Genomic DNA, 21650 nt, shown 5'->3' on the forward strand with positions numbered 1-21650 from the left:
GGTCACTCTCTCCTTTCAATTTCGGACCCGCTTTTATCGGCCAGCCTCCTGCTCAACATAGCGGGCCAGTTTCTCTAGACTCGACTGAGTGCCAGCTTCGTTGTCCTCGGGTCGAACGCCCGATGGAATCCCCTTGAAGAAGAGAGTGACGATTGTTCCGCCGTTTTCAGCCTCAAATGTGGCCTCCATGATCATCTCCCCTTTGAATGCCGGATTGACCGTATCAAAGGTGATTGCTTCAACGATTTTTCTCGGAGGCGTCAGTTCCACAAATCGCGCCGTATAGCGATCTTCCCGATCTTCCGTCTTACCTGGGGAGATCGTTTCGGTTGTAGGGTAGTACAGTGACATCTGATACCCTCCGCCCTCTCGGTCGTCGAAACGATGGACCTTGCCAGTCATGTCTCCTGGTGCTTGCCAGACAGCCAGGGCTGCAGGATCAGTAAAGGCTCGATAGAGCACGTCAGGCGATGCTTTGATCCATTTGGAGTTGCGCGTGCTGGCTCGCGAGGATGCATCAGTCATAGATCTCTCCTTTCGCCACTTCGTTGGTAATGGTCTTCACTCAACATCTGGACGCTTCCAGACCTTACCTGGCCACACGCCGGGCAAGCCATCTGGCTCACACCGATGCCATACCGAGTTTTGTGTAATGGCGTAATGCTAGAATGCGTTAAAACGGCGCCAGTTCTGGCTTCGAGGCTTTTCCGTAATTCACCGTTACACAACATTCGGGATGGCATCGCTCACACCTCCCGACGAAGCATAGCTTGCCTCAAACTCAATAGGTGGAAGATATCCCAGGCTGGAGTGCAACCGTTTGGTATTGTACACCTGTTCGATGAAGACCTGCAAATTGACCTCGGCGTCGGCAAACGACTCGTATTCTTTCAGATACAGCATTCCCGCAAGAGATGTTCGAGTGCTTGTTCATCAATGACTTCTGCGCGCTTGCGTTCCCATATGCCGTCTCCTGGAGCATATCCCAATCATTCTCAAGGTGTCGTCGGCTGTACTCACGCCAGATAACCCTGAATGCTCGATCAGGAATGCTTGCTTTCCAGCCTTCAACCTGTGCTTGCTCATCTTTAATGCATCGTTGGGGGGGAAATCGTTACTCCTGCCAGGCGCTCAGGAGTACTGGCTGCCACCTCCACAGCCAATGCCATTCCAAGGCGAAGTGCTTCGACCAATGGTCCAGAAATATGTGTCTCACTTGTGTTTTCACTCATACCATAGCTCCTTCCCGTCTCTCAGTCGCATTACGCCACATGTTATATGGAGAATAATTTGTCAAGAGGAAAGAGAGATGGAAACTGTTCAGACTTGACCTAAAGACGTTTGCGTCTTAGTGCCATCAAGTAGTGGTCGAAATTATTGAGGGTCTTCGTCGAATACTCCATCCTTTCCTTACAAAGAGATGAGAACGCTGGTTCGGTTCTGTTTTCCGGGGGGAGCCCAGGCCTCAATAAAGGATGGAAGTTCGTTTCGTGGCACTGCAAGCTGCATGATGGTGTTGGCCAATCGCCGATCCTGAATAATTGCAATGGTAGTCGTTGGAAAGAGTGGAACACGAGCGACTCTCACATTATCAACGCTACAGCCCTTTGTGCCCCCCAGCGCATGTGTGTCTATCATTCCATACCTCGAATCGTTCACTTGATGACCCTGACTTCGCAGGAACTCAGTGGCTGAATGGGGAATAATCACTTCTCGAAAGATATCCCCTTCAAAGACGAGTACCGAGGTGGTGCCTACTGAGCAGATCTCGACTCCCTCTGGCAGGCACTGCCACGTCGTACCAACTAAACACACATGCTCAGGATCATTGATCACCGTATCTGCAGTATCAACGAGAATCTGGGATGTTGAAACACGGTTAGGAGAAGAGGCAAAACCGATCGCCTCAATAACACGATAGGCAAACGCCAGCCCAGTGTGCCGAGCCTCCGTGAAATCCTCATCATGTTTTCCAACCATCGCACGGGTGAGAATACCACAGCCACCGCTACTGAGAGCGACCCATACAGTAGGTCGACGTTCCAGGATCATCTTTTCAACGAATTCTAATGGTCGAGGGAGATCCCTTCTCATTGTTCCTCCTCAGGAGACACTTCATACGTCATAGAAAGCAGACGTGAACGTCAAAACAGCCAGGCACTGTTGGGAAAGGATTGAGGCTTTTAAGTTTACCAGCAGATCGAGGGACATTCTTCACCTCCATCTGTATTTTCTGGAGTATACTGGGCTATGGAAGAGCCCGTCAATATTCTCCATATAAAATATTGATGAGATGCGCATTAAGAATGAATTCGTAGGGGCTGAATGAGAAGGTATTGAGCTGCTTCCCGCTCGCTCACGAGAAGTAGACACGAGCAACCAGTTTCACCTGTGGATTATCGATGATCCTACCTTCCGCTTCCCCTTTGGGTTTACCCAGCGCCTGATCACTGAAGCAACCATTGGTGACGTGCGACAAGAACCATGTCCGGCCAACGAACGCCCGGCTGATTGCCTTTCCGAAGAAGAAATGAGAGCACTTCTCCAGCAAGAACAACGCAGGCGTTCTTAACACACGCGACCTTGCACTGGATACGGCCTCTTCAGAGGCCGTATCCAGTGCTATGGAGAGACACAGTTCAAGAAAGCGCTTTTTTGGAGACAGGAATTCTACAAATAATATAATACCAAAATTTGGTAATATCAGATCCTCAAAAAGCTGGGAAGCAAATTGTTGCGTTCGTTTACACACGTGGTCACAGGCTCAAATCTCGAATTGTATGATAGCTAGTACATTCTCAAGAGACTGAATCGGGAATGCGCTAGGCTGTGGCAAGCACCACTGGCTGATAAAACCCACTGATCTCTGGCATGAGCCAGGTGATCTCGCGAAATCCAGCGTGAGAAAGGGCTTGCGTCAAGGTTTCCCGACGGAGCGCTCGATAGAAGGTCGTATACGAGCGCATCTGCCACTGCCCCCTATGTGGCTCAACAAAAAACTGTGTCACGCGATACTGCTCTGCCTGCCACTCCCAGATCTGGAAAGCCACGCGGATGCCCTCAGCCGTGGGAATGAGGTGCTGAGAGGTGAGTTGGGGACGTTCCTCAAGCAGCCGATCATAGTCGCGAATACTGGCCAGGAAGAGTCCTCCTGCTCGTGTTTTCGCTCGCACCTCCCGTGCCGCCAGATGAAGATCTTCATCGCTCAGTAGGTGGGGAAGAGCGTTATCCATGGCCATGACCGCATCAAATTGCCCTGCAATCGTCTGACTCAGGCTGCGCAGATCGGCGAGCGCGAAGTTCACGCTCACCCCTGCTTGCCTGGCTTCGGACGCTGCCCGCGCTAGCGCTTGTGGACTGATATCGGACGCATGGATGCGATACCCTCGTTGTTTCGCCAGACCGATGGCCTGGGTGCCTATCCCACAGGCACAGTCCAGCACCGTCAGCGGAGAGTGGCTTGCATCCAGGTGCGTCCGAATGAGCTGATCTAACAGCTGACCTTGTTGAGTGCTCGCCCGCACCCAGTCATGAAAAATGAGGTGATAGTCTGCTGCCATCGCATCATAAAAGGTGCGCACATCCTCCTGGTCAGGCAGGAACTCTTCGTTCTTCATAAAAATACCTGTTCCTTTCAGAACCCATGGTGCCCTTTTCTTCTTGGATAGGGGTACATTTTCATGAGGCCGCAGGGAGCGACAAATGCGCTTCGTGTGCGCACTGAAAAAAGGAACGCGCCTTCTATCCCCATGGCTAAAGCCAGGGGTTTTACGGCGCGGTTTGATAAAGAGACACAGCAACTATCTCCCTTGAGGCTTTCTTGCCATTCTGCTTTATGTTTGCCTGAACGTGTCCAGACAAACAGTACCACCATGTGCTACCCTGTGGAATCAGTTTCCCCCCTACCTGTTGCGACCATAGACTGGTCACCAACATGACGTGTCTCTATTCGAAAGGCTGGTTCCAGCGGCCACGGTGAACAACCTCGCTCAGCGGTTTGCGCTTCTTCAGTCCTTTCCCAAGCGAGGTCGCAGGATAGCCGAAGGGGACAATCGCCAGGATCTCAATGTTTTCGGGGATGCCCAGGAGAGGCCGCACGTCTTGGAGGTTGTTGAAGCCAACCCAGTTCGATCCAATGCCCCGCGCCCACGCCGTCAGGATCATAGATTGAACTGCTCGGCTGGCATCGGAGACGGCAAATGGGCTTTGCTCCATCCCTACCACAATCGCGAGAGGTGCCTGAGCGATATAGGGGCCAGAACGTGTGAAAGCAGCAAGCTGACCCAATGTCTCCCGATCCTCAATCACAATAAAGTGCCAGGGCTGCCCATTCATACTACTGGCAGTCAAGTGTCCCGCTTCAACAATTTGCCGAACAGCGTCCTCAGGAACGGGCTTCTCCTGGTATTGTCGCACGGCAAGCACAGTGCGAACAGCCTCAAATACGTCCATCGGTTTTCTCTCTTTCTCGCCCCAGTAAGGCAATGATGGGATTTATTCACTACTGCTCAATAACACATAGTGACGCCCAAATATGCCGTTCGGCACAGGAGTAACTGGTGAGCTGAACTACTCGAAATGATGGAGCGTGGCTATACGGCTTTTGAAGCATTCCTCGCCCCGCTCAGCGAAGCGCAGTTGACCGAGTCGGGTGTGAGCGGAGACTGGTCGCTCAAAGATATCCTGGTCCATCTGGCAACCGACAAGGGCGCTCTGCTCAGATTCTTAAAGAAGTGCTGCGCGTCTCTCTTGCGTGTCGCACTCATCATCTGGCATTACCTATCAGAGGGAAGAAGCCTGCCTATTTCATAGCGCAAGGGAAGTTACGTCTCTCTTTACTGAGAGGGAATACGTTTCCAAGATAAGAGGAGGCCAACGATGCCAACGACGAAGTCTGCTCACTCTTCTGATGATGCTAACGATCTCGATGCTCCTGGCAAGAACACAGCCTGGTCGGATAAGGCGAATCAGCAAACGCATACCCACAAGAATACGTGGAAGTGGGTGGTCGTAATAGTGAAACTGCTCGTTTTCCTCTTCTTCGGCTTCTGCTCATTCTTTGTCCTGTATATTACCCTGTCTCGTGCGATAGATAGCGCCTCCGCGCTCCTGATCACCAGTGGTCTGGTGCTCCTCCTCATCGTCGGAACGGGATATCTGTCAAAGGTTCGCTCTACTGCTACACATACAGCAAAGAATCGACCATCAGGGAACGTGTATGAGAAAGCGCAAACAAAAAAGTCAGGCAACCGCAGAACCAGGTTGAAACCTGACGTTTTTGACCAGCTGGTCCAGGAAGCTGTCAATTCCATTCCCGACGAGTTTCAGAAGCACATGGACAATCTGGCAATCTTGATCGAAGATGAGCCAGACGCCGAGACCCTCGAAAGAGTAGGTACTGGTGATGGGCATCTTCTGTTGGGATTGTATCAGGGCGTCCCGCTCGCCTCTTATGGGAGCCACTACTCGCTCTTGCCCGAGCGTATCACCATCTATCAACGCGCTATTGAAGACTATTGTCACGGCGATCTTGAGCGTATTCTCGCGCAGGTCAGAAAGACGATCCTCCATGAAGTGGCTCATCACTTTGGCATAGAACACGAAGAAATGCCAATCTGGATCCAATAAGGGAGAGAAATGCGGAATAAACATAGAGAAGCGGCTAAACTTGGGAAGAATACCAACTAATCAGCGAGTAGGTAGCATCACGTTCCTTGGCGAGATACGTAATAGCGAAGCTGCTCATCAGCATGCTTAAGTGTTATCCATTACCTCATAGTGACAAAGTTCCCGCCAAAATTGTGGGGCAATCTGAAGGATACCATCGTCGGGATAATAGACAATAAAGTTTTTGTTTTATCGTGGCATTTTATCTGAAGTTTATCAGAGTTTGGTATTTGGGCATCACATCCTTTTTCACCTGGCTAGACGAGGATCACCAAATAGACTTGAAAGCTAGCCGATCAAATGCTCTTAGAGCGTCTGCTGGCAAGCGCTCCAAAAGTCTAGGACAACACATCCATTATTCAGAGGCAAAAAGCCAGGATAATGAGAAAGGTCACGAGTCTGTCAAGTATTTTGTGGATGTGTTTTCGCCTATTGGGGAAAACGCTCCCCAAATTCAATGGCGAAACAATTGAGCGCAGGTATCCAATTGCGGATGGGCATGGTCCACTTCTTGGCAATATTGTGCATGGCCAGGTACACGACCTTGTACACGGCCTCATCTGAGGGAAAGATGCGATGGTTGCGCGTGACTTTGCGTAACGACATGTTCACTGACTCAATAGCGTTGGTGGTGTAGATGACCCTGCGGATGTCTTCGGGAAAAGCAAACAACGGAATCACATGGCTCCAGTGCACTGCCCACATCTTGCTGATACTGGGATACTGTCGATTCCATTTCTCCGCGAAGAGGTCCAGGTAGACCTGAGCTTCGCTTTCCGTTGCTGCGGAGTAGATCAATTTCAGGTCGGCTGCCACCTCCTTGCGGTGTTTGTAGGAGACATATTTGAGCGAATTGCGTACCAGGTGGACCATACAGAGCTGGACACGTGTGCGTGGGTAGAGCGTTTCAATAGCCTCTGGCAAGCTGGTGAGTCCATCCACACAAGCAATGAAGATATCCTTGAGCCCTCGGTTGTGCAGCTCCGTGAAGACCGACAACCAAAATTTAGCCCCCTCATTGTAACCTAACCACATCCCTAGCAGTTCTTTTTGTCCCTCCATGTCAATACCCAAAGCCAGGTAGAGCGCCCGGTTGATGATGCGCTGGTTCTCACGCACTTTCACCACCAGGCAATCGACGTAGACAATGGGATAGACCTGCTCCAGTGGACGGTTCTGCCACTGGCGGACCTCATCCATCACCGCCTCGGTGATGTTGGAGACAAAGGTGGGAGAGATCTCCACTCCGTACAACTCCTGGATCTGCGCTTGAATATCGCGAGTCGTCATACCACGGGCGTAGAGGGCCAGAATCTTGTCTTCAAAGCCATCCAATCGGGTCTGGTGTTTGGGGATCAGGGTAGGCTCAAAGCCGGCTTCACGATCACGTGGAACCGCAATCGTGATCTCGCCTTGTGATCCTTTGAGGGTCTTGCGGCTGCTGCCATTGCGGCTGTTGGGTGTGGGGTCGCTGCGTTTGGCATGCTTGGGATAGCCTAGGTGCTCTTCCATCTCCGTTTCCAAGCAACGCTCAATGAGGGCTTTGGTCAGTTGTTTGAGCAAGCCATCTTCGGCCAGAAGTTCCTTGGGGTCGGTGCATTCTTTGAGCAGTTCATCGATCAGTTCGCGTCGAATGGTCATGTGATTTTCTCCTTCTTCATCTACTTCATCCACTACGTTTCATGTGACCACATACACAAAATATTTTACACCCTCGCCTATGCCTGTGCACAAGAAACACCATAACACACCAGAGTCACCAACGACAAGGGTGAGCATTTCCCCAGCAGATGTCCCCAGCCAGGAAAGCTTTCATCAGCATCTACGCGAGCTCATCCGTGGAGCGACCCGCGTGGTGATGGAAGAAATCATGCAAGAAGAACTCAGCCTGTTCTTAGGTGCAGAGTGGGGAGAAAGCACGAGCCAGCGTCGAGGCTATCGCAATGGCTCCTACACCCGCGACCTGGTGACCACAAGCGGTCGCATTGAAGATCTCAACGTCCCGCGAGATCGAGAGGGCCAATTCCATACGCAGGCCTTCGAGCGCTACAGCCGCTACGAGCCTCAGGTGGCAGAAGCCTTAACCGAAATGTTTGTCAGCGGAAGCAGCACCCACAAAATTGGCAAGGTCGCCAATACGCTCCTGGGGGTCGCCCCCAGCGCCAGCAGTGTGAGCCGCTTGAATGAGAGCTTGAGTGAACAATTCGAGAGCTGGCGCATCCGTCCTTTGCAAACCCACTATCGCATTGTGTACCTCGATGGCATTCACTTCGGCATCCGCCATGGCTCTGGGTGTGATTCAAGTATCCTGTTGACCATTTTGGGGGTCGACCTGGAGGGCAACAAGGAGGTGCTTGCCTTACAGGCCTGCGCTGAAGAAAGCCGCGAAGGCTGGCTAAGCATCTTACAAGACATGCGCAGCCGTGGAGCGATTCAAATCGACCTCTTTGCCACCGATGGGCATGAAGGGCTGCTGGGAGCGCTTAGCGAGCTCTTTACCGCGACCCCACGTCAACGCTGCCTGGTCCATAAGCAACGCAACGTTCTCAGTGCCATTCCTCGTCGAGAGCGCGAGCTGGTGCAAGCCGATCTGGTGGGGATCTGGAAGCCGGAGAAGAAGGAGGATGCTCTGGCCAATCTTGTCGCCTTCAAAGCCAAATATGCTGAGCGCTATCCCCAAGCGGTGCGCAGTTTGTGTGAGGACGAGGAGCACTTACTTACCTTTTATGACTTTCCCGTTGGGATGCACCGGCATATCCAGAGCACCAACGCCATTGAAGGCTTCTTTAGCAATGTGCGCCAGAGAACCGATCAGATTGACGCCTTTACCACCGAAACCAGTTGTGTGCGCCTGGTCTGGGCAGTGATGCAAGATATTCGTTTCCACAAGGTGACGGTGAGCTAGGGCGCAAGGATATCAAACCAATCACGACTCGGTTGCTTGTTGCTGCCGAGCAGGGAGAAGAGGGTCTTTTTGTGTGTGCGCAAGGCTGCTATTGGCGCTTTCTCATGGGTTCATCCAACCAAGAGGGGTTTTCGGGGCCATGTCGCCTGCTCGCTCTGAGGCGATTGCGTCATTGGTTCACTGACTCTTTTCCAGTACACAATATTCGTTATGGCATCGCAATTTGTGGCGTTTGGAAAAAGCATATTGTGTCGTGATGAAGCAATTTTTGTCGTATTTGGAAGCCTGGAACTTTTCGAAAAATCAGACAATGGGAAACCATACATTGTCCGAAAGTTGTCAAAAAAGGATAATTTGCCCGAAAGTCTTTGTCCGTGATCATTGCTTCTTGTCCTCGAACGGTGACGCGGTCTTAAGCGGGAAAGCGGTGCACGGGCTTCCGATTCTGAGTGTTCTTCACAGAAAGAAGAAAAGACGGGCGTTTTCTTGCCCCGTTCTGTTTCCTGAACCAGCACGAGGTCTCGAACAGATTGTACCAGATTGCATCTACAAGGAGTGAACACGATGAGCGAAACAAGCGAGACCCTGGCTTTCTTTACCGAGGGTTGGCAAAACTACCAGAAGCACTTGAGCAGGGCCCTCGCTCGACTCACACCGGAGCAGCTCGCGCTCCGTGCCGCGCCGAATCTGCGGTCCATCGAAGAGCTGGCGCGTCATATCATTGCGGTGCGGGCCGGGTGGTTTCACTATCAGTTGGAAGAGGGAGGTGAGGAGTTGCGCGCGTTTGCGGCGTGGGGTAAGCCTGAGAGTCTGCCACGTTCAGCGGAGGAACTGGTGAGCGGATTGGAACACACCTGGCGGGTTATCCAGGATGTGCTGGAACGCTATACGCTCGCGGATTTGCGGTCCACTGTCCAGGACGAGTGGAACGGCAAGATCTCTACCCTCAGCCGTGGCTGGGTTCTCTGGCATGTCCTGCAACACGACCTCCATCACGGCGGCGAGCTTGCCTATTCCCTCGGTATGCACGGCCTTCCTGCCCTCTCGAACACCGACTTATATGGTGAGTGACACCTGATTTTTGCACGTTGGCCAGGCTCGGTTTTCTTGGCGACAACAGAAGCAATTTGTGGCGGATACCCTGTGGAAGCACAATATGGCGCACTCCGTCAGAAATTGCTTCTAGTCGCACTCTGACCAAACAAATGGCTCGATTATGCTCCTTCATCGGGAAGAAGTTGCACCAGTATTAATGTACAGCCATCAAATCCTGCACTATTGCCATCTCATTGCCTTCCCCTGGTGTTCACAATTCCCAGATCAGAGAGAACCATAGATACACACAATTCCAAACATGGGTTTATCTTTCTAATCCTAAGGCACCTGGCTCACTCTTCAGCCAGCGCTCCGTTCCCACAAACACAATTTCGTGGCGTACCTGCTCGCTCAAGCGATAGAGCGGCACTCCTCCCCTAAGTCGCCATCGCTTATCCGGAAACGCTTTCGTATGCAACTGAGCCGGCAACCAGTAATTATCAAACTTTTTGACCACATCCCCGCTCTGCGCCAGATCGCTCAGGATCGGTCTATACAAGGCAAAAATATGGGTATCAAGAGGATCTGTTTCACTATCCAGGCCATCATCAGCAATATCAAGGGCACTCACTTTACGATATAACCAGATGGGCTTCATGAGCCGATGAGCTGCACGCAAAAAGCGGTTAATATGTACTGGCGTCGTCCCCTCCAGTGAATACATCCACAGTGCCGCGCGGATCGCCTCTGCCTGGATACTCTCGATTTTGTAATTGATTGCCTTTACACCAAAACCTAGATTTTGTAAACCCAACATTTCTACCTGGGAGCATGCCGATACTGAAGAAGTGACTTTATGTACCTTTAATTCCAGACCCCGAGGATCTTGGTGAAGAGATACGTTCGCCTTTACAGGCTCTTTGGAGATATTCTTTTCCAAAAGCCCACGGAATGCGCAACGAAATGCAAATTTGGTTGAAGTGGCTTGAAAGCGTCCTTCATTGCTCTCGTCTCCATAATCCAGCGGTGTTTTTCCTTTTTTCTCTCCGAAATGGGGACCGATTCTGACCTCCTTTGAAGGTAGACTGTAGATGTCGATATGGCGAGTACGCTTCTTGGTACATTGAAAGAGAGTAGGAAAGAACAGCTATGAGCGATTTCAACCTTGAGCGATGGAACAGTGAGGTCAAGAATTGGAGCAGCCAGACCAACGCTTGGAACAACCAGGTCATTGAGGAGTTTCGCGCAAATAGAGGAAAAGTTGGTGGAACCTATGAAGGTGCAGTCTTGCTTCTTCTCACGACAACGGGGGCCCGGAGTGGCAAACGCCACACCGCGCCGCTGGCATACCTGATCGATGGTGAGCGCCTGATCGTTGCCGCCTCAGTCCTTGGCGCCGCACACCATCCTGCCTGGTATCACAATCTGGTGGCTTATCCAACAGTGACCGTTGAGCTTGATTCTGAAACCTTTGACGCGACTGCCACCGTTATCGCAGGCGAGGAACGAGAGCGACTCTGGGCCTGGGCAACAAAACAATGGCCCTTGCTCGTCGAGCATCAAGCAAAGACCACCCGCCAGATTCCCCTGGTCGCTCTGCAACGAGAAGCAATGGGACTTCTCTAGGGAATAGCCCACAGAGTGCGCAATGAGATGCATATTCAGCAGAAGAGGCTTGAAAGCATTCTTCATCACGCTCGTCTCTCTGTAAGGCAGTGGCATTTTCTTCTCAGGAAAAAGCGAGAAGGCTGGACGGGCCTGTGAAGATACTTCACCTGAGATGTCTATCTCGTTGCGCATCCCGCGGGCAGAGCCATTTTTCGGGTCATTTACCACCGCAGCAGTGGCCGTAGCCGGTGGTGAAGTCGGCGACAACTAAAACACCGTCCTAAAGGTGCTTCAACTCGGTGGAATAGGAATAGGCAACAGAGTGTGGTTGCCAACTTACCTAGAGACCACACTCTGTTGCCTATTCCTAAATTACACCGCTCCCTCACTGGCAAGCAAAATCACCTCATCCCCGATATGTACCTGAGCATCCCAGATGACTTTGATCGCGCCTTTCACGCTTTGGTGCGCGGGGCAGCCCTCTGGATGGACGCGGAGAGCACGTTCTGTTGCTTCGCGGTCTTCGGGGGGAATAGTGAGATCGTAGTGAAGAGCGATAGACTCGATGCGGATGGTTTTGCCGATACCGACGATGCGCCCATCGACGCTGGCGGTATAGGTTGAGCGATCAAAACGAATCTTGCGCCCTGACAGGGCGCCGGCAAGTGTGCCGTACATTCAGCCGGCGACGGCGGCGACAATATGATCGAGCGTTGAGGCAATCGGTGGTCCCTCTTTGGCACCATAATATTGGCGCAGCGCTCCCTGCACGCCATAGATGACTGGCTCTGGCACCTCACCAAGGTAGGCATTGCGATAGCCATCTTTGTAAACGAGGCGAGCATGAGAAATATACTCGAAAGGTTCTGCCATAATAACATCTCCTTCTTCTGCCTTTGACGCAGAGTATTCCTCTGCCTCACAGTGTACAACATTTGACAACACACTGCGCTCTCCGTCAGATGAGATACTCCCACGAGACGCTCATGTAGGGCTACGCCGTCTGGGATGAAAAAGAGTGCGTATGAGCCACTACGTTGGTAAAATGAGGCCGAGTGGACTATGGCGCACATGAGTTAATCAGAAAAGAGGTAGAGACCACCTGATGCATTTTTCTCCCATGCGACACGCTTCAAGGACGTCAATCATATCGCATGGACGTGATGCAAGCAACTGTCCTCTCGTCAAATGAGAAACCATGTGACATACTGTAGTATCTATATTTGTCGAGTGAGAAAGAGAGCATGATGGATTCGTTCCCCTCCGATGCCACATCGGTCCCGATGGTTCCTCCACCATCACCACTTGAGCCGACAGGGATCCCTCATTTGGATCTGGTGTTAAGTGGAGGGCTTCCAAAAGGAGCATTAACGGTTATTCTTGGACCACCTGGGAGTGGGAAAACCACGCTTGCCAGTCAGATCGCGTTCGCCGCAGCTCAGCGTGGGGAGAAAGTTCTCTTTTTGACAGCACTGTCTGAACCAACGACAAAGCTCTTAGATCATCTGCGTTCCTATAGCTTCTTTGCGCCAAACCTCGTTGGTCGCACTGTACAAGTGTTCAGCTTGCAGCAATTTTTCCCACCGGAAGGTCCCATAACGGGGAAGGCGATTGTGACAGAAGTGCATCGTATGAAGGCGAGTGTCGTGGTGCTTGATGGCTTTCAAGGGTTACGTGGCCAGGAAACCGATTTTGTTGCCGCCCGCCGCCTCCTCTACGATCTTGGAACACAATTGAGTATGTTGGGCACAACCTCACTTGTCACAGCGGAGGCCGATCCCCGCGATACAACGCTCTTTCCAGAGATGACCACTGCGGATGTGCTCATCGGGCTCTACAATACATTGCTCGGCGTGCGCACTCATCGGGCGCTTGAGGTGCTCAAAGTACGAGGGAAAGCGGCATTACCAGGCCTCCACGGTTTGGCGATCAACGAGATAGGGGTACACGTTTTCCCTCGATTGGAAACCCGCCTCAGGCACCCGTTCAAGGTGGGCTGGAATAAGAAAACGCTCTCAGCAACGCCAGCGAAACGAGCGACCTTTGCATTGCCCGAACTTGATACCTTGCTTGGCGGTGGCTTGACCCGGCAAACAGGGACGGTCCTGATTGGGAGTCCCGGAACGGGCAAGACACTTCTCGCGCTCCAATTTCTCCTTACTGGCGTAGCAGAGGGAGAACCGGGAGTGTATCTCGGCTTTCGAGAGACAGCAGATCAGTTGGTTCAAAAATCGGAGGGCTTTGCGTGGAGCCAACAATTACAGCACGCTTTGTCTGCGAGGAGGGGATTGATCGTCCACCACTGGGATCCGGTTGAATTGGACCCCGATTATGTTGCCACAGAGGTGCTTGCGGCATTAGAGCAAATAGGTGCACGGCGTCTGGTCATTGATAGCATTGCGGAATGGGAGCGAGCCATCCAAAGGAGCAGTGGAGCCGAACGTGTTCCCGATTATCTCGCGGCATTCCTGAGTCTCTTACGTGAACGGGGTGTGACGCTGCTTGCCATCAAAGAGCCAACGCAAGGTATCATCACGCAACCGGATTTCTCCGTGAATGAACTAACGGTGCTTGCAGAAAATGTGGTGTCTATGCAGCACCTCATCTATCAAGGGAAACTCCATCGCATCCTCTCCGTCCCGAAGATGCGCTTTTCCACCCACGATGAAACGCTCCGTGATTTTCTGATTACGACGCCCGAGGGGGTGCGTGCGCTGACACCCAATGAGAGGGAACGGGACATCTTGATCAAATTAGCAGAGCAGCAAGCAGCAATCCAACGGAGGGAGTCCCCCCCACCGAGGAGTTCCCCTTCAGAGCAAGAGCAACACTAAGAAAGCAGGATGCAACACTTGCATGAGGAAATATACGAACCACCCATCGTCTTGATCGTTGACGATGACATCCCGATTACCGAAATCCTGACGGTGGTGGTCGAGAGCCTTGGGTACCAGCCACTGGTCGCCTTTAATGGACAACAAGCGCTCGACCTCGCCCGTGAGCACTGGCCGGCGCTTGTGCTCACGGACGTGATGATGCCCATTATGGGGGGGATTGGTGTGGTGCAAGGGTTACGTAAGGAAGCAAGCGCAAGGGGAATTGCGCCGCCGCACATGGTACTACTCACGGCAGCCGACATGTGGCCTGAGTTATCTTTGCTTGTAGACGCTCTCATCTCTAAACCATTTCATATAGATCAGCTTGAGCAACTCATTCACCGCTTCCTTCCCTCACCAGCTTCCTCCTAGTTTCTCTCCTCACATGGATACCTTCTCTGCTAGAGAGCAAGCAGAAAAACAAGATGAGCAAAGACGTACGCAACAGAAGGCCCGTTCTTTTGCCTTGTATCTCATCTGTTCTCAAAAATCAGCGAACCTGCGTAAGAGCCGTCGTATACGTCAACCTGGGCAGACTCTGAGGGAGGGAGTATGAAGTGCTGATAGTTCCCATTAGGGACGTGTACTTTCATGTCGCGGCCATAGTAGGATTTGCGCTTTCTGTAGTCAGCGAGCGGAATGGTTGAATCAATCCTGCAGAGATAGGTGTTGTTGTCCTGCTTTTTATAGAGCAGTGTGTAAATATTGGGATTCGATGAGGTACTCTTTTGGGAACTCTCTGAGGTAATCTCTACGTGGGAAAAAGAGTCCGAAGGGCCTGTGAAGCGTTTTTTCTTGATGAAAGATTACCTCAGATAATTGTCGAAATTCCCTCACGGAATTTCAATATTTACACCTATAGAGATAAAATGCGCATTAAGGATGAACTCGTCGGGCCTGAATGTGAAGGTGTTGAGCTGTTTCCCGCACGCTCACGGGAAGTGGACACAAGCAACCACTATCACCTATGGGTCATTGATGATCCCACATTCCGCTTCCCATTTGGGTTTACCCGGCGCCTGGTCACCGAAGCAACCATTGGTGATGCGCGACAAGAGCCATGGCCAGCCAATGAACGCCCAGCTGATTGTCTTTCCGAAGAAGAAATGAGAGCACTTCTCCAGCAAGAACAACGCAAGTGTTCTTAACACACGCGACATTGCACTGGATACGGCTTCTTCAGAGGCCATATCCAGTGCAATGGAGAGACACAGATCAAGAAAGCGCTTTTTTTGGAGGCAAGAATTCTACAAATAATAGAATACCAAATTTTGATCCTGCTGTTAAACAGGATTAGACAGGAGACATGAGGCGAAGAAAAGCAGATTGGCGGGTGTGCTCTGGTTCGTCGCCATTCAACCAGGCCGCAACCCGAACAAGATCGATAGCAGCCGCAATGCCCAGATGAAACAGGTGTGTTTTCTGTAAGCCGATGTAGCGTGAGCGGCGCAAGCCAAAGGCTCGTACCCCCTGAGAAATCGTCCCTTCAATCCCTGCTCGTGCGTTGTATCGCTTCAAAAAGGCAGGTGTGCTTTGTCGCCGACGTGCCGCCTGCAAGGCAAGATAGTGTTTCTGCGTGCGAATTTGGAGAGTGCGCGCGATCGCTTTCGACGTGATGCATTCCTCTCGCGCGGGGCATGGGCGACAATCGGATCGGGAAAAGCCAATCGTGATCACCGGATGCCCACAGCAGTCGAGGCCTTGAGACCAAGACCGACTCGTTTTTCCTTGAGGACAGGTCGCCTGTTGCTGTTCCCAGTTAATCGCGAAAGCGCTGGCTGGATAGCCCTTGGAAATCCCTGCTTCCCAGGTGGCTCCTGCTCGTGTTGGTCCGACGATCTCGACGCCAAACTGCTCTTGCGCCTCTACTAGCGTCTCGGCCGTGATGTAGCCTGCATCCATGAGATGTTCGGCTGGCAGCAGATCGTGCTGGCGCAGTTGCTCTTCAATGAGCAAGGGCATGCTTTCTTCAGGAGCAGGGGCAGGCAAGCTCGCGACATGGGTGATTACATGAGGGGTGTCCTCATCACAGGTCTCCGTCACGTGAATCTTGTATCCGACCCATGCCATGCCCCCTTTTCTGGCAAGCCGAGCGTCTTGATCGTAGGGGGAACTGAGAAAGAGGGTCGGTGGGGGAATGCCTTCGGTCGTTCGCCAGTGCAGTTCTCCATCCACGACCACATAATTCTGTATCCAGATGCGTCGAAGCGTGTCGATCTCTGGAAGGTCACGGAGGAAGGCGGGGGCGGTTGGGGCAAAGATCTCGCTTAGCAGTTCTTCACCATCATGTCCAATAGCCTCCGCAAGAACCTGGCGCTCGGCTTGCGTCTTGGGAAGATGCGCATCTTCAAACCGTGCCCCATATCGATACATCCAGTGCTCAGGACACCAGGAGACGAGCCAGCGGGGGGCAACCTCTGCCAGACCGCTCAGCGCAAAACGCATGGCTTCTCCGACACACACCACTCGATTGATGGCGCGGATTTTTGCTAGGACATGCGTGGAATCGGTTCGCTGGCGCCCGCCTGCTTTGAGCAACTTGTGCTCTTTCAACCGTTCGAGGAGGATCTCTAACAAAAGGTGTTCGGCGTTGCCTTGCACGAGTCGCTTGCGAAAGGTGGACAAGACGGAAGCATCAAAGCCTGGGTCAGCCAGTTCGAGTCCAAGCATGTATTTCCAGTCGATGCGGCCCCGAACGGCGTCAGCCGCTTGCCGGTCGGAGAGTTCTTCAGCATATTGCATGACGGTGATCATGGCCAAACGCCATGGAGCTTCGACCGCCCGGCCATTGTGGGGAAACAGATGAGCAAAGGTTTGATCGTGATAGATGGGTCCTAAGACCTCACGCATCTGCAGATAGATATTGCCGTGAGGATAGGCCGCATGGGCGACACGAACAGTTTCTTCAGGGATAGCAAAGGATGTATTGGCATGCAGAGTCATCTTCGTTCTCCTTGTCGGATGGTGGCACATGGTTCTCTGCTAACCATCTTCGTTGATGAGCGCAATCCTCTCCCCATTTAGGTTTAACAGCAGGATCAAAGTTTGGTAATTTCGGACCCTCAAAAAGCTGGGGGAGCAAAATGTTGCGTTCGTTCACACACGTGGTCATTGGTTTCATCTCAATTGTATGGTGGCTCATGCCCTTTCGTGGTAAACACAGGTGTAGCCCCTGTTCCATTGAGATATAGTTGTGGGAAGCAGCTATACCTCTTTGATAGAAATAAAAAAGAAGATACACATCTAGCTTCTCAACCATCTACACAAAGCATCCTGTGATTTGCCAAACGTTTTAGCCACCTCGGACAAGATATGGGTCAAAGAGAAGTTGGACAAATTATGGGTCAAAACAGTAAAGTGGTTCATTGGCCGACAAGGCTGTTTGATACTGTAGAGCGAAAACTGATTATCCAGAAGGAGTCACAAAGTATAGTGGGGAGAACCTACATTATACTCTTGTGGCCCCTATGTCCCACAGGTTGCGCAACGAGATGGATTTTAGCAGTGATGAACTAGCCTGAGTACGCTGTCGTTGCTCCCCTGCCACCAAAAGGCAGAGATATTTCTGACCTCTAGCGAGAAAAAGGCAAGAGACTTGAGCAAGTCAGTAAAGACACTTCCGCCGAATGGGCATATCTTTGCGCAACCCGCCAAAAATTTGAAGCCGCTTGAGAAAACGTGTTTTCAAGCGGCTTCATCTTCTATGGCTAAAACTGCCAATCAAGAAATGAGAGTTATCTAAGAATTTCAATACCCAAGACAGATCCATCACCTAACACATACCCATGTACGACCTCGATAGATCGGCCGATAACCGCTAGCGCACACGATATCCCAGCTGACTCTCCTATTCCATTGGTGGGGGCGTTGGGAAGAAGTGCTGGAGACCTGAACGGTTTGGTTCACTCCTTGCAGAATGGTTGCTGGCAGAATAACCTGTGTTGCCTGGTTTGTATGGCCAGGGGCAACACTTTGAGCAAAAGCTCCCGCAGTAAGCAGGGAAAGGCTCATTACTACAGCCAGAACGATCGCAAAGCCGATGCGACCTGTTTTCAACATCGCTTTTCCCCTCTCTTGAACGAACGTGCTATTCCGTTTTCCCTAAAAAGCAGATCCTTGCCCTTCTCTCCTTCAACTTGAACGGCTCCTTGTGAGGGTATACTCCCTCATTCACTTCACTATAATCACTCTTAAAATCAGAACAATACTAAAATCAGAACAATACATTTATAATCACAAATGTATTGTGTGGATGATGACCATGCTCCAACCGATACAATAGAGACCAAAAAGCATGTCCGGTATGTAGTATCCTAGGCAGAGGAAGATGAAACCATGAAAGGAATGGACCTCATGGAAAAGAAGACCTATACTGCCGAGTTCAAAGTGAAAGCTGTGCTGGAAAGCTTGCAACGAGACACCACCTTGGAGGCGGTCTGCCAGAAGCTTGGCGTCTCGCGCTCCCAACTGATCCGTTGGCGGCAGGAATTCCAGGAGAAAGCGCCGGACCTGTTTGTGGACAAACGCAACCCGAAGCAGAAAGCCATCAGTCAAGGCTACGAGCCAGGAGAGTCGCCCGATGACCTCAAAAAGATCATTGGCGAACTGACGGTGCAGAACGAGATCTTAAAAAAAGCTTCGCGGCTGCTGGGGGGAAAGTAAGACCGCGCCAACTGGTGGAAGTGGCTTACCAGTTGTGTGTACCCAACGGCCCGTATCCCAAAAGCCAGATCGCCCGCGCTCTGGGCATCGGCCGAGCGACGCTGTATTGGTCCAGCAAGCAGGCGACAAAGGATAAGCAGGTCGCGGTCGCCATTGAACAGTGGCATGAGGTCGATGATACGCTGGGCCATCGCAAGCTCGCGACTCTCCTCAAGATGAGCAAGGATCGCGTCCGCCGCGTCATGCACAAATATGGGATTACTGCTCGGCGCAAGCAGAAAAGGTACGTCTATCCCGGCAAAGCGAGCCAGGTTGCTCCCAATCTGGTCCGCGAGTTGGACCCGGAGAGCCTGGCCGAAGTCGTCTTCTCCGACATTTTTGAGGTTAAACTAGCGGATAGGACCAAAGTGCGAGGCTGCTTCACGCTCTGGAAGCGGACCCGGCATATTCTGGGCCTGGCCTTCGAGTATCACATGCGTGCCGAGTTAGTAACTGCTGCGTTGCAAACCCTGGCCTTTGACGTGCCTGACCTCATTTTCCACAGCGATCAGGGCAAGCAGTTTGGAGCAGAAGCCACACGCCAGCTCTTGTTGGAGAAAGGCTTCCAGATCTCGATGAGCCGGGCTGGTACCCCGACTGACAACGGCTATGCGGAACGCTTCGTCGACCTGTTCAAGCTCGCCGTGGCTGAACGCCGCCGCTATCAGACCTTGGGAGAGTTTCTGCGGGCAGCCCAGGAGTGGGTCCAGTTCTACAATACCGTCCGGCCTCATGAGAGCCTGGAGTATCGTTCACCCGATCAATTTGCTCAGGAGCACGGTTTACCCGCTGTTCCTTCTATTACCCTGTTTTAATGTCTAGGATTTCAAGGACTTTACACAACTGTTGCACCTGCTCCTGTAATACAAGGGGAACCAGATGCAGCATACTCAGCGTCATTGGTTGCGCTTCACGCCCTTGCATCCTATTTGGAGGGGCATGACATATACGTTCAGGAGCAGGCGAGGAGAGCAGGAGACACCCTTTACTGATCATGTTGTTCTGTCTACCTTTCGTCAGGATGGAGCCATGTGGCCCTCACGTGTGTTGGTTGGTCGTGGAGAAGAGTAGGGGTAGGGAGGCACAACGCGAGAGCCACACGACCTGCTCTTAGTGTACTGAAAAGCCGGTCAAAAAGGGAAGAGCAAAACCACCCAATAGTGGGCGAAGTACTTCGCGATTTTGGGCGAAGTTGGACGATTGCTGAGGAACATCGCCTTCGTTCCCCTTCGCGCAACTCCTATAAACTCTTCTTCGACCCGCTCTACATGCCAATCAAGCCCCATAAAAGAAAAGGGTCGGGACGAAGAGAGCGGCACCCTCTTCTCTAACGTCACTTTTGACCTCCTTCTCCCCGGAAATATACCATTGACCCGAGGAGCATTTTTGGGTACAAAGAGAGTGGAAGTGTGCTATTCATCCATAGGGGATGGATGGTCCTGGCAATGTCCAGGGGAGCCTTTCTACCTCACTATCGAGGGGAAGGGAAGTGGCGCCGTCTGCGCCAGAGTCTGGTGGTTCTCTCTTCTCTCGTCAATAAGAGAGAGCCGTTCGGCCCTGGTGGCGCTACGAATGCGAAGCAACGTCTGAGTCTCTCCGTTGCTTCGCGTTTGCAGACACCCCGCATGGAGGTGTCGAGTCTCTCCACCCGCATGCGTGCCGCGTCTCTCATCCACCGGTTTCCTTCGTGTTTTGTGCAGAAAGGAGGTCTTTTCCATACAAGAGTACCCGTGACTCTTCTCCTCTTTCCCCTGGTGGGATGAAAGAGGTATGGTGCCTTTCTGTGCCTTGTTTGCCCATCTCGAAAGGAGTCACCACCATGAGCCAAGGATCACTCTGTCCCTGCGGGACTCACTGCCGCATCACCAAGGTCCTTCGCGACCTCATCGAAACCCAGAACCAACTCTGCCTTCTGGCGCGCGAAGAGTCAGTCATTGTGAGCATTCTGGAAAACCTTCACCACGTGGTAAGCACCTCTCAACACCGCTTTACCTCGTGGTTGAGTTCGGTTGCCGCCTGTGAGACGGCTCAGGCCAATCTCGCGATTGCCCAAAGCGTCTCCAGGTCCAGGAGTACAACGTCTCGCTGGGATGTCGAAGCCGAGCAGCGTCTGTTTCACCAATGGGTGAAGAAGGAGCAACATCACTGGGAACAACGGCTCTTGCAAATCCAACGGGGAATGGCTAATTATCGCACCTACCTCCAGAAGTGTGTGCAACAGTTCGTGCTCTCTCCAAACTGTCTGGCGCTGTGTCTTCCTCTGCTTGATGAACTTCTGCGCCATCTGGAAGAGAGGATTGAGCAGCACCACTTGGCATCCATCTCGGCACACGAGTTGTTCCTTCAATTTGAGCAACGCTGGACCTACGAGCGAGATCGTTTTGACTATGAGATTGCTCAGGTTCCTCAAGCCTATCAAGCTGGACGCAATCAGGCGCAGGCTCGTTGGGGGTTGTATGTCGTTACCGGTATTGGTCGACCTGTGAGTCTGACCCAGACGAACATGAACTACCAGTCCATGGTGCACAATCGGCAGTTGGAGCTCTACTCCCAGCAATGCAAGCTGTTTCTTACCACCAAAGTCGAACAATTTCGCCTCTCCGTCCAGCAAATGGAGGGTCAGTACAAGGCAACGGTGCTTGCCGCCCAACAAGAGCGCTGGCACATGCTGCACGCGCAATTGTCTGTGGATATCGCTGATCCTGACCAACTTCCTGCACTCCAATCCCTGGTCCTTTCGTACTTCCTCTAACCCATCTCGTCGTTGCAAAACGCAGTCCTATCACCTTCTCCTTTTACGAGAAGAACGGACTGCGTTTTTTGTTGTTCCTCACTGTAAAGAAAAAAGGAAGGTCTGC

At 52.0% G+C, this 21650-nt stretch carries 23 protein-coding genes; 12 read left to right on the forward strand and 11 right to left on the reverse strand.

What is annotated here, in order from left to right; all coding sequences use genetic code 11:
• Positions 1-33: 33 nt before the first annotated feature.
• The 6 genes from JMJ16_RS00815 to JMJ16_RS00840 form a co-directional block, all read right to left on the reverse strand.
• A complete protein-coding gene (locus tag JMJ16_RS00815) occupies positions 34-525 on the reverse strand; it encodes an SRPBCC domain-containing protein (RefSeq protein ID WP_201377666.1) in 492 nt (163 codons plus the stop codon).
• A 195-nt stretch (positions 526-720) separates the two neighbouring features.
• Entirely contained in the window at positions 721-903 is a 183-nt protein-coding gene (locus tag JMJ16_RS00820) for an integrase core domain-containing protein (RefSeq protein WP_201377668.1), read from the reverse strand.
• Positions 904-1088: 185 nt separating this feature from the next.
• Entirely contained in the window at positions 1089-1232 is a 144-nt protein-coding gene (locus tag JMJ16_RS00825; protein ID WP_201377670.1) for a hypothetical protein, read from the reverse strand.
• Between the two features lie 178 nt (positions 1233-1410).
• On the reverse strand, positions 1411-2094 hold the full coding sequence (locus JMJ16_RS00830) for a hypothetical protein (protein ID WP_201377672.1): 684 nt from the start codon (positions 2092-2094) through the stop codon (positions 1411-1413).
• 728 nt (positions 2095-2822) lie between these two features.
• Complete coding sequence (locus JMJ16_RS00835) at positions 2823-3617, reverse strand: class I SAM-dependent methyltransferase (RefSeq protein ID WP_201377674.1); 795 nt, start codon at positions 3615-3617, stop codon at positions 2823-2825.
• 328 nt (positions 3618-3945) lie between these two features.
• A complete protein-coding gene (locus JMJ16_RS00840; protein ID WP_201377676.1) occupies positions 3946-4452 on the reverse strand; it encodes a nitroreductase family protein in 507 nt (168 codons plus the stop codon).
• A gap of 126 nt (positions 4453-4578) precedes the next feature.
• Between JMJ16_RS00840 and JMJ16_RS00845 the strand changes: the two genes are divergently transcribed.
• Together JMJ16_RS00845 and JMJ16_RS00850 are read left to right on the forward strand one after the other, a co-directional pair.
• Entirely contained in the window at positions 4579-4812 is a 234-nt protein-coding gene (locus JMJ16_RS00845; protein WP_201377678.1) for a maleylpyruvate isomerase N-terminal domain-containing protein, read from the forward strand.
• 66 nt (positions 4813-4878) lie between these two features.
• Entirely contained in the window at positions 4879-5628 is a 750-nt protein-coding gene (locus tag JMJ16_RS00850; protein WP_201377680.1) for a metallopeptidase family protein, read from the forward strand.
• 468 nt (positions 5629-6096) lie between these two features.
• Here the strand turns inward: JMJ16_RS00850 and JMJ16_RS00855 are convergent, their stop codons facing one another.
• Complete coding sequence (locus tag JMJ16_RS00855; RefSeq protein WP_201377681.1) at positions 6097-7308, reverse strand: IS256 family transposase; 1212 nt, start codon at positions 7306-7308, stop codon at positions 6097-6099.
• Positions 7309-7387: 79 nt separating this feature from the next.
• Between JMJ16_RS00855 and JMJ16_RS00860 the strand changes: the two genes are divergently transcribed.
• On the forward strand, positions 7388-8572 hold the full coding sequence (locus tag JMJ16_RS00860; RefSeq protein WP_201377682.1) for an IS256 family transposase: 1185 nt from the start codon (positions 7388-7390) through the stop codon (positions 8570-8572).
• A gap of 564 nt (positions 8573-9136) precedes the next feature.
• Positions 9137-9643, forward strand: coding sequence for a DinB family protein (locus JMJ16_RS00865; RefSeq protein WP_201377683.1), 507 nt, complete (start codon positions 9137-9139; stop codon positions 9641-9643).
• A gap of 289 nt (positions 9644-9932) precedes the next feature.
• Here the strand turns inward: JMJ16_RS00865 and JMJ16_RS00870 are convergent, their stop codons facing one another.
• Positions 9933-10547, reverse strand: a complete 615-nt coding sequence (locus JMJ16_RS00870; RefSeq protein ID WP_201377684.1) for a hypothetical protein — start codon at positions 10545-10547, stop codon at positions 9933-9935.
• Positions 10548-10756: 209 nt separating this feature from the next.
• Here JMJ16_RS00870 and JMJ16_RS00875 point away from each other — a divergent pair, with 209 nt between their 5' ends.
• Positions 10757-11233: a nitroreductase family deazaflavin-dependent oxidoreductase gene (locus JMJ16_RS00875; protein ID WP_201377685.1), complete on the forward strand. Its 477-nt coding sequence runs from the start codon at positions 10757-10759 to the stop codon at positions 11231-11233.
• A gap of 354 nt (positions 11234-11587) precedes the next feature.
• Here the strand turns inward: JMJ16_RS00875 and JMJ16_RS00880 are convergent, their stop codons facing one another.
• Both JMJ16_RS00880 and JMJ16_RS00885 read right to left on the reverse strand, forming a co-directional pair.
• On the reverse strand, positions 11588-11893 hold the full coding sequence (locus JMJ16_RS00880) for a hypothetical protein (RefSeq protein ID WP_201377686.1): 306 nt from the start codon (positions 11891-11893) through the stop codon (positions 11588-11590).
• Positions 11894-12088, reverse strand: coding sequence for a hypothetical protein (locus JMJ16_RS00885; RefSeq protein ID WP_201377688.1), 195 nt, complete (start codon positions 12086-12088; stop codon positions 11894-11896).
• 371 nt (positions 12089-12459) lie between these two features.
• On the opposite strand from JMJ16_RS00885, the gene JMJ16_RS00890 reads away from it, so the two are divergent.
• The 3 genes from JMJ16_RS00890 (at position 12460) to JMJ16_RS00900 (ending at position 15239) form a co-directional block, all read left to right on the forward strand.
• Positions 12460-14049, forward strand: coding sequence for an ATPase domain-containing protein (locus tag JMJ16_RS00890; protein ID WP_201377690.1), 1590 nt, complete (start codon positions 12460-12462; stop codon positions 14047-14049).
• Between the two features lie 9 nt (positions 14050-14058).
• On the forward strand, positions 14059-14463 hold the full coding sequence (locus JMJ16_RS00895) for a response regulator (protein ID WP_236601099.1): 405 nt from the start codon (positions 14059-14061) through the stop codon (positions 14461-14463).
• A 497-nt stretch (positions 14464-14960) separates the two neighbouring features.
• Positions 14961-15239: a hypothetical protein gene (locus JMJ16_RS00900; RefSeq protein ID WP_040445688.1), complete on the forward strand. Its 279-nt coding sequence runs from the start codon at positions 14961-14963 to the stop codon at positions 15237-15239.
• A 145-nt stretch (positions 15240-15384) separates the two neighbouring features.
• On the opposite strand, the gene JMJ16_RS00905 is transcribed toward JMJ16_RS00900, so the two are convergent.
• On the reverse strand, positions 15385-17034 hold the full coding sequence (locus JMJ16_RS00905) for an IS1182 family transposase (RefSeq protein ID WP_201377692.1): 1650 nt from the start codon (positions 17032-17034) through the stop codon (positions 15385-15387).
• A 1410-nt stretch (positions 17035-18444) separates the two neighbouring features.
• On the opposite strand from JMJ16_RS00905, the gene JMJ16_RS00910 reads away from it, so the two are divergent.
• The 4 genes from JMJ16_RS00910 to JMJ16_RS00925 all read left to right on the forward strand — a co-directional run bounded on the left by JMJ16_RS00910 (position 18445) and on the right by JMJ16_RS00925 (position 21544).
• Positions 18445-18753: a transposase gene (locus JMJ16_RS00910; protein WP_201377694.1), complete on the forward strand. Its 309-nt coding sequence runs from the start codon at positions 18445-18447 to the stop codon at positions 18751-18753.
• 32 nt (positions 18754-18785) lie between these two features.
• On the forward strand, positions 18786-19607 hold the full coding sequence (locus JMJ16_RS00915) for an IS3 family transposase (protein ID WP_201377696.1): 822 nt from the start codon (positions 18786-18788) through the stop codon (positions 19605-19607).
• Between the two features lie 64 nt (positions 19608-19671).
• Complete coding sequence (locus JMJ16_RS00920; protein ID WP_201377698.1) at positions 19672-19863, forward strand: hypothetical protein; 192 nt, start codon at positions 19672-19674, stop codon at positions 19861-19863.
• Positions 19864-20611: 748 nt separating this feature from the next.
• The gene (locus JMJ16_RS00925) at positions 20612-21544 is read left to right on the forward strand and encodes a hypothetical protein (protein ID WP_201377700.1); all 933 of its coding nucleotides are present in this window, start codon (positions 20612-20614) and stop codon (positions 21542-21544) included.
• The last annotated feature ends 106 nt before the right edge of the window (positions 21545-21650 follow it).

It is taken from the genome of Ktedonobacter sp. SOSP1-52, from assembly GCF_016587395.1.

What these genes read in the sequence shown, in the direction of transcription:
- JMJ16_RS00925 (WP_201377700.1), top strand. Translation starts at nt 20,612, where the DNA reads ATGAGCCAAGGATCACTCTGTCCCTGCGGGACTCACTGCCGCATCACC.
- JMJ16_RS00835 (WP_201377674.1), bottom strand. Translation starts at nt 3,617, where the DNA reads ATGAAGAACGAAGAGTTCCTGCCTGACCAGGAGGATGTGCGCACCTTT.
- JMJ16_RS00820 (WP_201377668.1), bottom strand. Translation starts at nt 903, where the DNA reads ATGCTGTATCTGAAAGAATACGAGTCGTTTGCCGACGCCGAGGTCAAT.
- JMJ16_RS00840 (WP_201377676.1), bottom strand. Translation starts at nt 4,452, where the DNA reads ATGGACGTATTTGAGGCTGTTCGCACTGTGCTTGCCGTGCGACAATAC.
- JMJ16_RS00890 (WP_201377690.1), top strand. Translation starts at nt 12,460, where the DNA reads ATGATGGATTCGTTCCCCTCCGATGCCACATCGGTCCCGATGGTTCCT.
- JMJ16_RS00845 (WP_201377678.1), top strand. Translation starts at nt 4,579, where the DNA reads ATGATGGAGCGTGGCTATACGGCTTTTGAAGCATTCCTCGCCCCGCTC.
- JMJ16_RS00910 (WP_201377694.1), top strand. Translation starts at nt 18,445, where the DNA reads ATGGAAAAGAAGACCTATACTGCCGAGTTCAAAGTGAAAGCTGTGCTG.
- JMJ16_RS00905 (WP_201377692.1), bottom strand. Translation starts at nt 17,034, where the DNA reads ATGACTCTGCATGCCAATACATCCTTTGCTATCCCTGAAGAAACTGTT.
- JMJ16_RS00850 (WP_201377680.1), top strand. Translation starts at nt 4,879, where the DNA reads ATGCCAACGACGAAGTCTGCTCACTCTTCTGATGATGCTAACGATCTC.
- JMJ16_RS00900 (WP_040445688.1), top strand. Translation starts at nt 14,961, where the DNA reads ATGCGCATTAAGGATGAACTCGTCGGGCCTGAATGTGAAGGTGTTGAG.
- JMJ16_RS00860 (WP_201377682.1), top strand. Translation starts at nt 7,388, where the DNA reads ATGCCTGTGCACAAGAAACACCATAACACACCAGAGTCACCAACGACA.
- JMJ16_RS00885 (WP_201377688.1), bottom strand. Translation starts at nt 12,088, where the DNA reads ATGGCAGAACCTTTCGAGTATATTTCTCATGCTCGCCTCGTTTACAAA.
- JMJ16_RS00865 (WP_201377683.1), top strand. Translation starts at nt 9,137, where the DNA reads ATGAGCGAAACAAGCGAGACCCTGGCTTTCTTTACCGAGGGTTGGCAA.
- JMJ16_RS00880 (WP_201377686.1), bottom strand. Translation starts at nt 11,893, where the DNA reads ATGTACGGCACACTTGCCGGCGCCCTGTCAGGGCGCAAGATTCGTTTT.
- JMJ16_RS00825 (WP_201377670.1), bottom strand. Translation starts at nt 1,232, where the DNA reads ATGAGTGAAAACACAAGTGAGACACATATTTCTGGACCATTGGTCGAA.
- JMJ16_RS00920 (WP_201377698.1), top strand. Translation starts at nt 19,672, where the DNA reads ATGCAGCATACTCAGCGTCATTGGTTGCGCTTCACGCCCTTGCATCCT.
- JMJ16_RS00855 (WP_201377681.1), bottom strand. Translation starts at nt 7,308, where the DNA reads ATGACCATTCGACGCGAACTGATCGATGAACTGCTCAAAGAATGCACC.
- JMJ16_RS00815 (WP_201377666.1), bottom strand. Translation starts at nt 525, where the DNA reads ATGACTGATGCATCCTCGCGAGCCAGCACGCGCAACTCCAAATGGATC.
- JMJ16_RS00830 (WP_201377672.1), bottom strand. Translation starts at nt 2,094, where the DNA reads ATGAGAAGGGATCTCCCTCGACCATTAGAATTCGTTGAAAAGATGATC.
- JMJ16_RS00875 (WP_201377685.1), top strand. Translation starts at nt 10,757, where the DNA reads ATGAGCGATTTCAACCTTGAGCGATGGAACAGTGAGGTCAAGAATTGG.
- JMJ16_RS00895 (WP_236601099.1), top strand. Translation starts at nt 14,059, where the DNA reads ATGCAACACTTGCATGAGGAAATATACGAACCACCCATCGTCTTGATC.